This is a genomic window from Methylobacterium sp. J-070, from assembly GCF_022829385.1.
Classification (GTDB): domain Bacteria; phylum Pseudomonadota; class Alphaproteobacteria; order Rhizobiales; family Beijerinckiaceae; genus Methylobacterium.
The window spans coordinates 89,527-104,784 of record NZ_JAKSXX010000101.1 but is presented as its reverse complement, the minus strand read 5'-3'; the positions used below and the strand labels follow the sequence as shown (position 1 = coordinate 104,784).

The 15,258-nt window shown below is 71.3% G+C and carries 14 protein-coding genes; 8 read left to right on the top strand and 6 right to left on the bottom strand.

Translation table 11 applies throughout. From position 1 onward, the window contains the following. Nucleotides 1-3: 3 nt before the first annotated feature. Nucleotides 4-1,137, bottom strand: coding sequence for a flagellar basal body P-ring protein FlgI (locus tag MKL01_RS07720; protein ID WP_409566216.1), 1,134 nt, complete (start codon nt 1,135-1,137; stop codon nt 4-6). Between the two features lie 302 nt (nt 1,138-1,439). Here MKL01_RS07720 and MKL01_RS07715 point away from each other — a divergent pair, with 302 nt between their 5' ends. After that, nucleotides 1,440-1,868: a flagellar assembly protein FliX gene (locus MKL01_RS07715; RefSeq protein ID WP_243904626.1), complete on the top strand. Its 429-nt coding sequence runs from the start codon at nt 1,440-1,442 to the stop codon at nt 1,866-1,868. Nucleotides 1,869-1,968: 100 nt separating this feature from the next. Here the strand turns inward: MKL01_RS07715 and MKL01_RS07710 are convergent, their stop codons facing one another. Beyond that, the gene (locus MKL01_RS07710) at nt 1,969-3,465 is read right to left on the bottom strand and encodes an ATP-binding protein (protein WP_243904625.1); all 1,497 of its coding nucleotides are present in this window, start codon (nt 3,463-3,465) and stop codon (nt 1,969-1,971) included. 353 nt (nt 3,466-3,818) lie between these two features. On the opposite strand from MKL01_RS07710, the gene MKL01_RS07705 reads away from it, so the two are divergent. The 4 genes from MKL01_RS07705 (at nt 3,819) to dksA (ending at nt 8,278) form a co-directional block, all read left to right on the top strand. After that, nucleotides 3,819-5,066: an Hsp70 family protein gene (locus tag MKL01_RS07705; RefSeq protein WP_243904624.1), complete on the top strand. Its 1,248-nt coding sequence runs from the start codon at nt 3,819-3,821 to the stop codon at nt 5,064-5,066. A 226-nt stretch (nt 5,067-5,292) separates the two neighbouring features. Beyond that, nucleotides 5,293-6,666, top strand: coding sequence for an MBOAT family O-acyltransferase (locus MKL01_RS07700; protein ID WP_243904623.1), 1,374 nt, complete (start codon nt 5,293-5,295; stop codon nt 6,664-6,666). Between the two features lie 2 nt (nt 6,667-6,668). After that, entirely contained in the window at nt 6,669-7,685 is a 1,017-nt protein-coding gene (locus tag MKL01_RS07695) for a hypothetical protein (RefSeq protein ID WP_243904622.1), read from the top strand. 173 nt (nt 7,686-7,858) lie between these two features. After that, nucleotides 7,859-8,278: an RNA polymerase-binding protein DksA gene (gene dksA / locus MKL01_RS07690; protein ID WP_243904621.1), complete on the top strand. Its 420-nt coding sequence runs from the start codon at nt 7,859-7,861 to the stop codon at nt 8,276-8,278. Between the two features lie 79 nt (nt 8,279-8,357). Here the strand turns inward: dksA and MKL01_RS07685 are convergent, their stop codons facing one another. From MKL01_RS07685 to MKL01_RS07675, 3 genes are read right to left on the bottom strand one after another with little or no spacing between them, the layout of a single operon-like run. Continuing rightward, nucleotides 8,358-10,073, bottom strand: a complete 1,716-nt coding sequence (locus MKL01_RS07685) for a pilus assembly protein (protein ID WP_243904620.1) — start codon at nt 10,071-10,073, stop codon at nt 8,358-8,360. Further along, nucleotides 10,057-10,704 (bottom strand): TadE/TadG family type IV pilus assembly protein, encoded by a 648-nt coding sequence (locus MKL01_RS07680; protein WP_243904619.1) that lies wholly within the window; start codon nt 10,702-10,704, stop codon nt 10,057-10,059. Before MKL01_RS07680 ends, MKL01_RS07685 begins: the two co-directional genes overlap by 17 nt. Then, a complete protein-coding gene (locus MKL01_RS07675; protein WP_243904618.1) occupies nt 10,698-11,237 on the bottom strand; it encodes a TadE/TadG family type IV pilus assembly protein in 540 nt (179 codons plus the stop codon). The genes MKL01_RS07680 and MKL01_RS07675 overlap by 7 nt, the downstream gene beginning before the upstream one ends. 299 nt (nt 11,238-11,536) lie before the next feature. On the opposite strand from MKL01_RS07675, the gene MKL01_RS07670 reads away from it, so the two are divergent. Together MKL01_RS07670 and MKL01_RS07665 are read left to right on the top strand one after the other, a co-directional pair. Beyond that, complete coding sequence (locus MKL01_RS07670; protein ID WP_243904617.1) at nt 11,537-11,944, top strand: hypothetical protein; 408 nt, start codon at nt 11,537-11,539, stop codon at nt 11,942-11,944. Then, the gene (locus tag MKL01_RS07665) at nt 11,941-12,426 is read left to right on the top strand and encodes a hypothetical protein (RefSeq protein WP_243904616.1); all 486 of its coding nucleotides are present in this window, start codon (nt 11,941-11,943) and stop codon (nt 12,424-12,426) included. The genes MKL01_RS07670 and MKL01_RS07665 overlap by 4 nt, the downstream gene beginning before the upstream one ends. A 51-nt stretch (nt 12,427-12,477) precedes the next feature. Here the strand turns inward: MKL01_RS07665 and MKL01_RS07660 are convergent, their stop codons facing one another. Then, the gene (locus MKL01_RS07660) at nt 12,478-13,767 is read right to left on the bottom strand and encodes an NAD(P)/FAD-dependent oxidoreductase (protein ID WP_243904615.1); all 1,290 of its coding nucleotides are present in this window, start codon (nt 13,765-13,767) and stop codon (nt 12,478-12,480) included. 141 nt (nt 13,768-13,908) lie between these two features. Here MKL01_RS07660 and gltX point away from each other — a divergent pair, with 141 nt between their 5' ends. Next, on the top strand, nt 13,909-15,249 hold the full coding sequence (gene gltX, locus MKL01_RS07655) for a glutamate--tRNA ligase (RefSeq protein ID WP_243904614.1): 1,341 nt from the start codon (nt 13,909-13,911) through the stop codon (nt 15,247-15,249). The last annotated feature ends 9 nt before the right edge of the window (nt 15,250-15,258 follow it).

Genomic DNA, 15,258 nt, shown 5'->3' with positions numbered 1-15,258 from the left:
GGGTTACATCAGCTCGATATCGGCCTGCAGCGCGCCGGCCGTCTTGATCGCCTGCAGGATCGAGATCAGGTCGCGGGGGCCGACGCCGAGGGCATTCAGCCCGTCCACGAGCTCGCGCAGGCTCACCCCTTCCTTGACCAGGGCGAGCTTGTTGCCGTCGCCGGTATCGACCTTAAGCCCGGTGCGTGGGACCACGGTGGTGCGGCCGTTCGACAGGGGGGCCGGCTGGCTCACCTGCGGCTGCTCGGTGATGGTCACGGTGAGGTTGCCCTGCGCGATCGCCACCGTGGAGACGCGCACGTCCCGGCCCATGACGATGATGCCGGAGCGTTCGTCGACCACCACCCGGGCGGTCTGGTCGGGTTCGACCTTCAACTGCTCGACCTCGGTGATCAGCCGGATCATGTTGCCGTTGTAGCGGGCCGGGATCTGGATCGTGATGGTCGCCGGATCGGTGGGCTCGGCGGTGTCGGCGCCCATGAAGTCGTTGATCGCCGCCGCGATGCGCTTCGAGGTGGTGAAGTCGGGATTGCGCAGGGACAGGCGCAGCGTGCGGGCGTCCGTCAGCTTGAACGCGACCTCGCGCTCGATGTTGGCGCCGTTGGAGATCCGGCCGTTGGTCGGAACGCCCCGGGTGATCTTGGCGGCGTCGCCCTCGGCGGAGAAGCCCGCGATCGCCACCGAGCCCTGCGCCAGGGCGTAGACTTCGCCGTCGGCGCCGAGCAGCGGCGTCACCAGCAGGGTGCCGCCCTGTAGCGACTTGGCGTCGCCGAGCGACGAGACGGTCACGTCGATGCGGGTGCCCTGCGCGGCGAAGGGGGGCAGGCTCGCGGTCACCATCACGGCGGCGAGGTTCTGGGTGCGCATCGTCGCGCCGCGGGTGTTGACGCCGAGGCGCTCCAGCATGGCCTGGAGCGACTGCTTGGTGAACGGGATGTTGTTGAGCGTGTCGCCGGTGCCGTTGAGGCCGACCACGATGCCGTAGCCGACGAGCTGGTTCTGGCGCACCCCCTCGATCGAGGCCAGGTCCTTCACCCGCGACAGGGCCGCAGCGGGGCCCGACGCGGCGGCGAGCAGCAGCATGCCCGCGAGGGCGCCGAGCAGGGCGCGGAGGAGGAACGCGGGACACGGACGCATGCCGGTATTTCGAGGGTGAACGGACATGCCGTCAGCCTGCGAACGGCGTGCCAGCCGGACCGGATCGGCAAGCCGTTGACAGGACTGAGTTTTCGCAATCGCATGACCGACCCGGCAGCGATCGGCGCCGGGACCGAAGCTGCCGACCCGGCAGCTTCTGCCGCCCCGTTTACCGGCGCTTAACCATAGGGACCGAGGGTCCGATCCTGCGCAGCGGCGCAAGATCGTTCGGGCGCATCGTCGTCTTCCGAAAGCCGGACGATCTTGCAAAACGATATGCGGGGAGCAACGCGGACCGGATCATGCGCGTCGACACTCGCCAGCCGATCCAGAACGCGGGCGGCGTCGCAGCCAGCCGGCGGCCCGAAGGCGGGGGCAGCTTCAGCCTCGGCGCGTCCCCGAGCGCCCCCGCGGGCGCCGGGGCCCCGGCAGCGGCAGCGACGCTGGCGGGCCTCGATGCGGTCCTGCTCCTTCAGGCGGAGAGCGAGACCCCGCAGGAACGGCGGCGCCGCTCGGCCAAGCGCGGCCACGACCTGCTCGACGGCCTCGACCGGCTCAAGGCGGCGATCCTGGGCGGCCGCGTCGCGACCGGGGAGCTGCGCGCCATCGCGGGCCGCCTTGCGGAGCGCGCGGGCTCATCGGGCGATCCGCATCTCGATGGGCTCATGGCCGAGATCGAGCTGCGGGCGGCGGTGGAACTCGCCAAGCTGGAAGCCCGGCGCGGCGCCTGACCGGCCATCCCGGCGCACTCCCATCCGCCCCGTCCGGATGAGGGAAGACAATCGGACATGCCGCAGGCTTGCGGCGTCCGGGCCACCGCGTCGCGGACCGTTACCCCGCCCGCCGCTTCGGCCCCGTCGGCATCAGCTGCGGCTCGCCCGGGCCGGTCTCGACGCCGAGATCCGGCACCGCGATGATCGGCGCGCCCCGCAGGTCCTTGCGGGTGACGATCGCTCCGCGCTCCTCCAAATAAGCCAGCATCCGCCGGGCCCGGCCGCCCGAGCTGGTTCCGTAGGCCTCGGCCAGCATGGTGTCGGTCGGGCAGGGCGCGCCTTCGATCGCCGCCCGAGCGACCACCAGGAACAGCCCGGCCAGATCGTCCGGCAGGCCGGCGGCGATGCCCTGCGCCCGTTCCCAGCCGGAATTGTCGGCGACCGCGCCGCCGGCCTCGGCCCGGGCCACGGCGAGCCGCCGCTTGAATTCGGGCAGGCCCATCGTGTCGCCGCGCAGGCGCCGGATCCGGCAGCGGACCGTGAAATCCTGGTAGAGCGTCGCGGGGGTGCAGGCGGCCGCGTCGGCATCCGCCAGCACTGAGGCCAGCACCTCGGACAAGGCCGGCTCGCGGGCCTCCGGGTCCATCGCCTCCTCTTCCGGCTCCTCCGCGGGGGCGGGCGGGCGATAATTCGCCAACTGGACCAGAACGTCCGGCGCGGCCGCCGGGCGCGGCTTCGGACGGGGCGGAAGCGGCGTGCCGGTCTCCCCCGCGCTCGCCGTCAGGATTAGGGCACGCGCATCCTCCAGCGGGCCGGGGAGGGGGACGAGCACCGGCGAGCCGCTCCGGCTCACGGTGCGGGTCGGCCCGACCGCGATGGTGAGCGGGCGGCGCGACAGAGCGGGCCCCAGCGCCACGAAATGCCCGCGCGGCAGGTCGCGAAACGTCTCGGCCTGCCGGCGCTCCAGGCCGAGGAGGTCGGCGGCGCGGGCCATGTCGATGTCGAGGAAGGTCCGGCCCATCAGGAAGTTCGAGGCCTCGGCGGCGACGTTCTTGGCGAGCTTCGCCAGCCGCTGGGTGGCGATGATGCCCGCCAGTCCGCGCTTGCGTCCGCGGCACATGAGGTTGGTCATGGCGCCGAGCGAGAGGCGCCGCGCCTCGTCCGAGACCTCGCCGGCGGCGGCCGGCGCGAAGAGCTGCGCCTCGTCCACCGCGACCAGCATCGGGTACCAATGGTCGCGGTCGGCGTCGAACAGGCCGCCCAGGAACGCCGCGGCGGCGCGCATCTGCCCGTCGGCGTCGAGGTTCTCCAGGGACAGCACCACCGAGACCCGGTGGGTGCGCACCCGGGCGGCGATCCGCTGCAGCGCGACGTCGTCGCCGTCGGCCTCCACGACCACGTGGCCGTAGAGGTCGGCGAGGCTGGCGAAATCGCCCTCCGGGTCGATGATCGCCTGCTGCACGAGCCCGGCGCTCTGCTCCAGCAGGCGCCGGAGCAGGTGCGACTTGCCGGAGCCGGAATTGCCCTGGACCAGGAGCCGCGTGGCGAGCAGTTCGGTGAGGTCGAGGAGCGCGGGGCGCTCGCCGGTCAGGCCGAGATCGATGTCGGAACGCATGGCGCCTCATAGCATGCCGCCGGCGGATCGGGACGCCCCGCCGGGACTCTGTCCACGCTTCGCATCACGCCGCGCCGTGGTGATGGACCCGTCTTTCCGGGGCCGCGCAGCAAGCCCGCAATCCGGAACGTCGACCTGGGCCAGGGCCGGCTCTGTCGGCGGTTACGGGTCCCGGGCTCCGCTGCGCGGCTCCGGGACGACCAAGAGGGTGTGGTGAACGGATGGGGCAAATGCCGGATCGCGGGTCGCCAGCACCCGTTCCGGACCGATCGGCTCCCCCCGGCCTGGACCCTGGCGCCGCGGCCCTGTAGGCCCACGGCCCTTCCCCGAAATGAATCCGGACACGCGACACGATGGCGGCCTGCGGCCTCGATTTCGGCACGTCGAACACCACCCTCGGGGCCGCCGGTCCGGATGGGCCGATCCTTCTGCCCCTCGAGGGTGCGCACCGGACGATTCCCAGCGCGATCTTCTTCGAACTCGGGCGCGAGCCGGTGATCGGCCGCGCCGCCACCGCCGCCTATGTCGAGGGCCATTCCGGCCGCCTGATGCGCGGCCTGAAATCCGTGCTCGGCACGCCGCTGATGGAGGAGGCGACCCCGGTAGGGCGCCAGCGCCTGCGCCTGCGCGACATCATCGCCCGCTACCTCGCGGCGGTGAAGGAGCGCGCCGAGGCCGCCTGCGGCCGGAGCCTCGACAGCGTGGTCCACGGCCGCCCGGTCCATTTCGTCGACGGCGACCCGGAGGCCGACCGCCGCGCCGAGGAGACGCTGCGCGCCATCGCCCGCGATGTCGGCTTCAAGGACGTCTCGTTCCAGTACGAGCCGATCGCCGCCGCCCTCGACTACGAGCGCCAGGTCCGCTCGGAGGAGATCGCGCTGGTCGCCGATATCGGCGGCGGCACCTCGGACTTCTCGATCGTGCGCCTGTCGCCGGAGCGCCGGGGCCGGACGGACCGGGGCGGCGACATCCTGGCCAATGACGGCGTCCGCATCGGCGGCACCGATTTCGACCGGCAGCTCAGCCTCGGCACGGTGATGCCGCTGCTCGGCCTCGGCAGCCCCATGCGCCGGGGCGACCTCGCCGTGCCGAACGCCTACTACCACGACCTCGCCACGTGGTCGGCGATCAACCGGCTCTACAACGCCAAGACCCTGCGCGAGATCGACGAGGTGATCCGCGACTGCGCCCGGCCCGACCTCGTCGCGCGGCTGCGCGCCGCCGTGGAGGGCGAGCGCGGGCACGCCCTGGCGGGCGCCGTGGAGGGCGCCAAGATCGCGGCCTCCGAGGACGGCGCCACGGACCTCGATCTCGGCCTGGTGGAGGGCGGGCTCACGGCGCGGATCGACCGCGCGACCCTGTCGGGGCAGACGGGCGACCTCGCCCGGGCGGTGGCGGCCCGGATCGGCCGCTGCCTGGCCCAAGCCGAGCTGGCGCCGGAGCGCATCGACGCCCTGTTCCTCACGGGCGGCTCGACGGGCCTGCCGCATCTGCGCGCCGCGCTGACGGCGGCGCTGCCTGCCGCCCGGGTGGTGGAGGGCGACACGTTCGGCTCCGTGGGCCTGGGGTTGACGATCGAGGCGGCGCGTCGCGGGGGGTGAGCGGTTCAGCCGCCCGGGGGCGGGCCTGCACCGTTCCAGGGTTCAGGATCCGTGCGGTGACGGTCACCACCGACCCTCCCGACAGCGACGAGGTTCGAACGTTTGAACGACGCGGTTCCGGGGACCGGACCCCGATTGACGCGTCCGCGCCGATCCCCGACAAGGCGGTCCCTCCCGCTCGGAGACACCGGCGGCCCTTCCGGGCTCCTCCCCGCCGCCCCGCCCGATGCTGTTCAACTCCTTCGTCTTCCTCCTGGCCTTCCTGCCGGCCGCCCTGATCCTGCACGCTCTGGTGGCGCGCGCGGCGCCGGCATGGCGGCTGCCGCTCCTCGTCGGCCTGTCCGTCGTGTTCTACGGCTGGTGGGACGTGCGCTTCGTGCCGCTGCTCGCCGGCTCGATCCTGGCGAACTGGGGCATCGCCCGGGCCTACCGACGGCGACCCGGACGCTGGCTGATCCCGGCCGCGATCGCCGGCAACCTCGCCCTGCTCGGGGTGTTCAAGTATCTCGACTTCTTCGCCGGCCTCGCCAGCCTGATCCCGGGTCTGGAGGCGCCGCGGCTCGGCCTCGCGCTGCCGCTCGGAATCTCGTTCTTCACCTTCCACCACATCATGTACCTGGCCGACCTGCGGGCCGGCCGGGCGCCGGCCTTCGGACTGGTGAAATACGCCCTCTACATCGCCTTCTTCCCGCAGGTTCTCGCCGGCCCGCTCGTGCGCTGGAGCGAGATCATGCACCAGTTCGACGCGCCGCCCTACGCGCGGCCGGACGCCGCCGAGCGCTTCGCCCGCGGGCTGATGCTGCTCACGGTGGGGCTCGCCAAGAAGGTGTTCCTCGGCGATCCCCTGGCCGATTACGTCAACCCGGTGTTCCAGGCCGCCGCCGCCGGCAAAGCCGTCACCGTCGCCGAGGCGTGGCAGGCGACGCTGGGCTTCACCTTCCAGATCTATTTCGACTTCTCCGGCTACACCGACATGGCGCTGGGCATCGCGCTGCTGTTCGGTCTGGTGCTGCCGCAGAACTTCGACGTGCCCTACCGTGCCACCTCGCTGCGCGACTTCTGGCGCCGCTGGCACATGACCCTGTCCCGGTTCCTGCGCGACTACCTCTACGTCCCGATGGGCGGGAACCGGCACGGCCTGCCGCGCCAGATCGGGGCGCTCGCCGCCACCATGACCCTCGGCGGTCTCTGGCACGGGGCCGGGCTGACCTTCCTGGCCTGGGGCGGGCTGCACGGGCTCGGGCTCGGGGCCGGTGTCCTGGCCCGCCGGGCCCGGGTGACGATCCCGGCGCCGCTGGGCTGGCTGCTCACCAGCCTGTTCGTGGTGCTGACCTGGGTGCTGTTCCGCGCGTCGAGCTTCGAGGCGGCCCTGGTGGTCTTCAAGGGCCTGTTCGGGCTCGCGCCCCGGGGCTCGGGCTTCAAGTGGCGCACCATCGCGGTCGCCGCCCTGATCGCCGCGGTCGGACCCACCGCCTGGACGGCGGTCCACCGTCTGCCGCCGCGGCGGCTCCTCGCCTTCGGCTTCGCATTCCTGTTCGTGCTCGTCCTCCTGAAGATCGGCGACGATGCGAACTACGAATTCATCTACTTCCAGTTCTGAGGATGGACGCCGCCCGCCCCAAGACGGATCGGACCTGGCGCGGCTTCGCCCGTACCCTGCTGCTGTCCGTGGCGGGCCTGTTCGTGGGCTACCTCGCCGTGGTGGTCCCGGTCGACCCCTACGACACCGGCCGCTCGACCCTCCTGTCGCGGGGCGCGGTCCGGCCGCAGGGGCCGCGGACCGCGTCGGCCGTGCGCGGGCGCGACCCGGCCTATACCGGTGCGGTGATCGGAAATTCGCATATTCAGCTCATCGAACCGGCGGCGCTGAGCCGGCTCACCGGCATCCCCTTCGTTCAGCTCTCGGTGCCGGCGACGGGACCGATGGAGCAGTTCGCGCTGCTCGGCTGGTTCCTGCAGCACCACGCCCGGCCCGACGCGATCGTGCTCTCGGCCGACGCGTTCTGGTGCGCGGACGACCCGGCCTTCCCGAGCGAGCACGGCTTCCCGTACTGGCTGATCGGCGACTGGCCCGGCTACCTGAGGGGCCTGATCCGGTTCTCCGCCGCCCAGGAGACGGTCAACCGCCTCGGCTGGCTCCTGAACCCGCACCGCAAGACCGCCGCCGTGGATGGCTGGTGGGACTACGAGCGCAACTACCTCGGCCAGGGCTTCGGCATCGACCCTGCCAAGAAGGCGGCGCTGGACAAGCCGGTCGGATCCGAGGCCGAGCCGCATCACGGCGGCCCGTTCCCCATCGCCGACCGCCTGCGGGCCGAACTGGGACGCATTCCCGCCCGGACGCCCGTGGTGCTGGTCTTCCCGCCCGTCTACGCTCGCGGCGAGCCGTCCCCCGGTACGCCCCGGGCGGCAGCCGAGACGGCGTGCCGGGCGCAGGTCCGGTCCGTGCTGGCGGCGCATCCCCTGAGCACGGTGGTCGACTGGCGCGACGGACGTCCCGAGGCGTCGGATCCGGAAGAATTCTTCGACCAGACCCACTACCGGCTGCCACTCGCCCGTTCGCTCACGATTGAAATCGCCGCTGCGATCGTTCGATTGCGGACACGGATGACAGAGTAAAAGGTCTGTACCGTGGCCGGTTTGCCGCATCGCGCCGTGCAATGATGCCCTGTTACAGGCCCCGCGCCGGTGCGCGTTGTAGCGTTGGGACACCTCGACTATACGGCAGCTCACGTTAGCGCCGCGCACCGGCCCTCCCATGGTGGGCGGCTCGAATCCAGCGAGGGTGACGCATGGCGAAGGTGACGCTGGAGGACGGCTACGTCCCGTCCGACGACGAGCCCTTCATGAACGACCGGCAGCGCGAATATTTCAGACGCAAGCTGCTGAGCTGGAAGAACGATATCCTGCGCGAGGCGCAGGACACCCTCGTGGCGCTCCAGAGCGAGAACGAGAACCACCCCGACCTCGCCGACCGGGCATCGTCCGAGACGGACCGGGCGATCGAGCTGCGGGCGCGGGACCGCCAGCGCAAGCTCACCGGCAAGATCGACGCGGCGCTGTCCCGCCTCGAGGACGGGTCCTACGGCTTCTGCGAGGAGACCGGCGAGCCGATCTCCCTGCGCCGGCTCGACGCGAGGCCGATCGCCACCCTGTCGCTTGAAGCACAGGAGCGGCATGAGCGGCGCGAGCGGGTCTATCGCGACGATTGAGCCCGATTCGGCCCGCGCCCGTCAGTGACGGGGGGCAGGTCCGGACAGCCGTTGCCCCGCAGCGCGGCCGCGCCGGCCCCTACTGCGTCAGCCGCAGCGCGCCGATGCTCGCCTGGATCTTCTGGAACGCTCCGATCAGGTCGTCGGCGGTATTGGCGAGGAAAAACTGGCCCGGTGACGAGGCGCAGTTCATGAGGAGCGACTGGCCCGCCGAATCGATCGGGTCTGAGGGGATGCTGAACCCGATCGTGTAGATCGAGATGTTGACGGCCTTGGCGTTGGTGCAGGCCTGCGCGGTGAGCGCGTCGAGCGCGCTCCGGGCGCTCGGGGAGTCGGAGACGTTCTGGTTCGTCGAGGGCATCCGCGCATTGGCGCTCGTGCCGTTGGCGTTCTGGAAATAGCCGGCGGCGAAGTAGAGGGACCCGGTAGGCGCGTTCGGGTTGGCCGTCCAGCTGTTCGTGCCGTCGGTCATCAGGATGATGATCTTGTTGATCGTGGTCGCATTCGTCGTGCTGGACGACGTCGTGTAGGCGGCGGGCGCGTTCAGGCTCGAATAGGTGCTCGAGAACACGCTCTTCGGGGACAGCGTCCGCCAACCCCACATGAAGCCCTCGTGGATGTTGGTCGAGCCCAGCGGCGCCATGTTGCCGATGAGCGTCTTGAGGGCGTTCTGATCGCTCGTCAGGGGCAGCAGCGGCTGGGTCGTGCACCCGAAGTTCGGGCCGTTCGGGATCCCGATGTAGCTGCTCGACGTGGCGTTGCGCGGGCTCACGTATTTGCAGTCCCGCTTCAGCGCCAGATTATATGTCAAGGTCTTGATCGGGCAGCTGCCCGTTGAGCTGCTGGTGTCGTCGTCGATATAGCTGTTGTACGAATAGGACGTGCCGTTGGAGTCGCTGAAACTCCGATAGGTCGAGCTGGCGTCACCGGGCTCGTCGGGGGCGAAGAGCGGGACGAAGTACGAATCCTTGTTCCCGGAGGTCGGCGCACCGTCCTGCACGTTCAGCGGGTAGGGGAGCGACTCGAGGCAGCCGCCCCAGCCCCAGTTGGCGTTGACGCCCTGGAGCTTCGCGAAGATGTCGAACCGGCTCGTGAAGTTGGAGGTGTTCGGGAAGGTCACGTTGGTCCAGTGCAGGCTGGACAGCCCGCTCTGGTCGATCCACGAGGCATAGCGATAGGTCGCCGGGTTCACCGCCACGGCGCCCGCGAAGGGCACGATCGAGACCCGGGTCGCGCTCGAGAAGGCCGAGTTGGTGTAGACATAATTGACGAAGTTCGTCGCCGCGGTCTGGACCGCCTGCAGCTTCGACTGACCGCCGCTCGACTCGGCCATCGATCCGGTGTTGTCGAGCACGAGCGCGATCTCGAAGGTCTTCGGCAGGGGCGTGGCGCATTGCGACTTCGCGCCGGGGTTGATGCGCGTGGTCCCGGTAAGCTTGCCGAAGAAGGTCGTCGACACCTTGTGGGCGGTCAGGGTGATCTGGCGCGGGTTGCTGGTGATGACCAAGGGGTCCACCGACAGATCGGTCGCCCCCATGGCGCCGACCATCGTCGTCTGCGCGAGGGTGTTGAGATCGGGCGTCGTCGTGGTCAGCGGCGTCTGGCACAGGAGGAGCGCGGTGGCGTCGGTCGCCGCCTGCAGCTTGGTCTCGAGCCGGGTCGCGAATCCGTAATCGACCGCGGCACCGGAGAGCATCAGCATCGGCATGCTGATGAAGGCGAACAGGATCGCGACGTTGCCGCGGCGGTCCCGCGTCAGGCTGCGCCGGGCGGGGGGGTCAGGGTGTCGAGCCATCACACGCCTTCGCACCGCTCATCGGCACCACCACCTCGGTGTAGGTGTTCGTTCCGTACGCCTTGCCGCCCCGGGTCGGCCACGGCACGCTGCTGGCGAACGTGATGGTGCTGGCGACGCCCTTGGCGAGCTTCACCAGCGCGCTGCCGATCATCGGCGTGTAGCTGACGCTCACCTCGGCCAGGACGTAGCGCATCCCGGCGGTCCGGTAGCCGGCCGGCACGGTGAGGTCGTTGGCCGCGCCCGTGACCCGGGCCGTGGCGTTGGCGTTGGCGGTGCTGGAACAGACCGTCGCAGTCGCAACGGTGCCGTTCAGGCTCACGCCGATGGCGCTCACGACGACCTTCACCTTCGAGGTGTCGAACGGGCGCATCACCAGCGTGGCCGACGCGATGATGTCGTTCATCACTGTCGTGCTGATCGGGTTCTGCGCGTCGCCCTGGGCGGTCAGGTCGGCCACCGTGCGGGTGAGCAGGGTGAGCTTGCGCCACTCGTCGATGGCGTGCGCCAACTCGGTCATGCCCGCCCAGATCGCCAGGAGGACCGGCAGGATGATGGCGAATTCGACGATGGCGGTGCCCCGGCGGTCGCCGCGAAACCCCCTCGACCTGCGGGCGAGGCGCCTCAGCACGGGCTCGCTCCGACGATCTGGTAAGGCTCGGTGCGGAACACCGCCGTCGAGGTGAGGAGGCTCGATCCGACCCCCGGCCCGCTGGTGAACTTCTTCGTGCTCAAGCTCATAAGGTTGAAGAAGGTCGGGAACTGCACGGCGGCGGTGACGACCACGATCGTGCCCGGCTTGGCGCAGGCGTAGTTGGTGCCGAAACTGGTGTTCCACGTCCCCGTGGCGGCGTTGATGGGCGTCGTCGGCGTGGCGCTCGAGAAGGTGCTCGACGTCGCCACGTCGATCTTGACGCTCTGACAGTTGAACACGTTGGCGATGGTGGCGCTGGCCGGGCCGCACATCACCGTCTTCAGGGCCGCGAGCAGTGTTGCGGGATCGGTCTGGCCCGCATTGGCCTGCTGGAACTGCCCGGTGAAGATCGTGCGGACGGCGTTCTGGAGCGCGCGATCGAAGTTCTGGGTGGCCCAGATCTGGAAGGCGATCTGGAACACCGCGCCGCACAGTGCGAGGAACGGGAGGGCCACGAGGGCGAACTCCACCGCGGCCGCGCCTTCGGAATTCCTCCGCAGGCCGGACAGCAGGCTACCGAACGTAATTCCCTTCAGTCGGTGGATGTCTGCTCGGCCATTCATGCGATTTGGCGGCTGCCGAAAATAAGCATCCAAGCAGATGTGGCGCTGAGCCTTTGCAAAAGTCTTAATATAAACGCTCGCTGTGACGCGTTCGGGCATTTCGGTGTTGACGCGCCCGGTTCCTGAGCGCCGCGTCCGGTGGACGCGGCTTGACGCGTCGGCTCCCCGCGCCACCTCGTCGTGACCAGGCTCGGCCGGAGACCCGTATGAGATCCACCCTGACGGCGCTCGTCGCGGCCGCGGCGCTCGCGCTCGGCGGCTGCGACGCCCCGAAGCCGGGCCCGTCCGGGCCGCCCGGACCGAAGGGAGATCAGGGACCCGCCGGGCCGCAGGGTCCGGCGGGCCTGAACGGCGCCACCGGGGACCGCGGGCCCGCGGGCGAGCGCGGTCCGGCCGGTCCACCCGGGGCTCCCGGACCGGCCATGAACACGCAGATCCGGCTCGACGTGGCCTGCCACCGGGACGAGGAACTGATCGGCGCCTATTGTCGGGGCATGGCGGTCCTGCCCTCCGTCACCGTCACGGACGGTGTCGCCACGGTCGGCTGCCTCGACATGAATGCCAAGACCGCACACGACGCCCAACCGGTGGCCGTCTGCATGAGGAAGCCATGACGCCCGCGATCCCCGCTGCGCCGATCGCCCTGCTGTTGGCCGCGCTGGTCTCTTCGGCGGCGGCCGCACAGACGGTCGTGCCGACGGAGCGCACGGCGATCGACCTCGTGCGGGACCGGCGCACGACCGGTTTCACCACGATCGCCCGGACCCTGGCGTATGCCGAGCGCGCGACGGGGGGCGCCTTCCGGCTCGGCGGCTACAAGGTCGATTACCGCCCGGCTGCGCCCTTCGCCCGGGTGCGGATCTGCTACCGCCTGGGGATCGATCCGCCGACCTGCGGCCTCGATTATCGCGTCGCGGTCAATCCGGCCCATGTCGAGCCCGCCGACCGCTACGACGGCCTGACCCGCGACCTCGAACACGGACCGCAGGCCTTCCTCCGGGCGCTCGCCCGGGAGGCCGACCTCCAGCGCCAGCCCGTCTTCCTCCGCAAGGTCGAGGCTGCGCTCGAGGCGTTCAACCCGTACGACTGGCGCTGAGGTTCGGGGCGGCGCAGCGTCCCCGAGATGTCTTGCGTCGTTCCGGTCCCGTCATCCGGCCCGCGCGAGGCGGCGCGGCCAGCCGAGCAGGCGCTCCGGCGCGAAGGCGGCGACCGGCACGGACGGCGCCCGGCCCGTTGCGAGGTCGGCCACGATCTCGCCGGTGATCGGGCCGGTGGACAATCCGATATGGCCGTGGCCGAAGGCGAAGATCAGGCCCGGGTGCCGGGGTGCCCGCCCGATCACCGGCATCCCGTCCGGCGTGGACGGCCGGGATCCGAGCCACGGCTCGTTGTCGAGCGGTCCCCCGAGGCGCAGCGTGCCCTGAGCCTCCCGCGCCGCCGCCTCGATCTGCGTGTGATCCGGGGCCGCGTCGCGGGCGTTGAGCTCCACGCCGGACAGCACCCGCACCCGGTTCTCGCCCATCGGCGACAGGATGGACCCGGCCCCGGTGTCGAGCACCGGCCGGGTCAGCGGCGGGCTGTCCGGGTGCAGCGCGTAGTGGCGGTGGTAGCCGCGCTCGGCCGCCACCGCGAACCGGTAGCCCAGCGTCCGGGCGATCGCCCCTGAGGCGGCGCCGGCCGCCAGCACGACCTGCCGGGTCCGGACCGCGCCGGCCTCGTGGTCGACCCGCCATCCGGCTGCCTCCGGCACCATCCGCGCGACGCTGCCGCGCAGCCGGCGGCCGCCGAGACCGGCGAACAGCGTCTCGCAGGCTTCCACCAGCCGGCCCGGCTCACGCAAAGATCCGGTCTCGGTGAGCAGCATCGCCCGGGCGTAGGGCCGGACCAGCGCGGGTTCGAGGTCGCGCAGTCCGGCCGTGTCGAGGATCTCGAAGGTCACGCCGTGGCCGGCGAGGATCTCGCGTTCGAGGGCGGCGGCCGCGAATGCGGCCTCGGTCCGGTAGGCCTTGAGCCACCCGGTCCGCTGCAGCCGATCGCCGGTGCCCGCCCGGGCGGCGAGGCGCTCATGGGCCGGATAGGCGGCGCTGGTCAGCGGCAGCAGGGCGTCGGCCGCCCGGCGCCAGCGCGACGCGCGGGCGCTCGCCAGGAAATGCGCGGTGTAGGGGAGGATCCGCGGCAGGTGCGCATAGCACAGGCGCAGACCGCAATCGGCGTTGCGCAGGTAGGCGGGGAGCTTGCCCCACAGGGCCGGGCTCGACATCGGCAGGATCGAGCCGCGGCTGATCACGCCGGCATTGCCGTAGGAGGTCCGGGCCCGCGCTTCGCCGGGATCGCACAGGACGACGTCGAGCCCGCGATCCTTGAGCGCGATGGCGCAGGCAAGCCCGACCATCCCGCCGCCGACCACCACGATGTCGGCCTTCTCGTCCGTTGCCATCCCGCCTCGTCCCGCGCCAAACGGCACCTTCTGGCGGGTTTTCGCGGCGCGGGATAGCGGGCCCGGATCGGGGAGGCATGATGGGTGCGCCCGCGCGAAGACCCGCGCACATCCTCGCGCAGATCGGCTAGAGAACGGGTCATGACCCTCGTTCGCTTCGCCCCGTCGCCGACCGGCTACCTCCATATCGGCAATGCCCGGCCTGCCCTGCTCAACGCCCTGTTCGCCCGCAGGACCGGGGGGCGCTTCCTGTTGCGCCTCGACGACACCGATGCCGAGCGCTCCACGGAGGTGTTCGCCGACGCCATCCGGGAGGATCTGGCGTGGCTCGGCATCGAGCCCGACCTGTTCGCCCGCCAGAGCGCCCGCAAGGCGCAGCACGACGCCGCCGCCGAGCGGCTCCGCGCGGCCGGCCGGCTCTATCCCTGCTATGAGACGCCGGAGGAGCTGGAGCGGCGCCGGCGACGCCAGCTCGGGCGCGGCCAGCCGCCCATCTACGACCGGGCGGCGCTTCAGCTCACCGCGGAGGACCGCGCCGCCCTGGAGGCCGAGGGGCGCCGGCCGCACTGGCGCTTCCTCCTGGAGGCGCGGACCGTGACTTGGGACGATCTCGTCCGCGGCCCGGCCCACGTCGACTGCGCGTCCCTGTCGGATCCGGTGCTGATCCGCGCCGACGGCAGCTACCTCTACACGCTGCCGTCGGTGGTGGACGATGCCGATCTCGGCATCACGCACGTGATCCGCGGCGAGGACCACGTCACCAACACCGGCGTGCAGGTGCAGATCTTCGAGGCTCTCGGTGCGGCGGTGCCGGTCTTCGGCCACCACAACCTCCTCACCACGGCGGACGGCGAGGGGCTGTCGAAGCGGCTCGGCCACCTGTCGCTGCGCGGCCTCCGCGAGGCCGGATACGAGCCCGCCGCCGTGCGCTCGCTGGCGGTCCTCACCGGCTCGGCCGAGTCGGTGCGGGCGGTCCCCGATCTCGACACGCTGGCGGGCCTGGTCGATCTCGGCGAGATCTCCCGGGCGCCGGCCCGGTTCGACCCGGCGGAACTCGACGGCCTCAACGCACGCCTGGTCCACGCCATGCCGTACGCGGAGGTCGCCCCGCGTCTGGCCGGTCTCGGCATCCCGCGGGAGAGCGCTGAGCCGTTCTGGCGGGCGGTGCAGCCCAATCTCGGTCGGGTCTCGGAGGCGCGCGATTGGTGGACCGTGGTGGCCGGCCCGGTCGACCCGGTGATCACCGACGCGGCGGTGATCGCGGCCGCCCGCGAGAGTCTGCCGCCGGAGCCCTACGGCCCGGAGACCTGGAAGGCGTGGACGACCGAGATCCGGAGCCGCACCGGCGCCAAGGGGAAGGGCTTGTTCATGCCGCTGCGCCTCGCGCTGACCGGGCTGGAGCACGGGCCGGACCTCGGCGGTCTGCTGCCGCTGATCGGCCGGGAGCGCGCCGCGCGGCGGCTGGCCGGCGCGACCGCCTGATCGGCGACC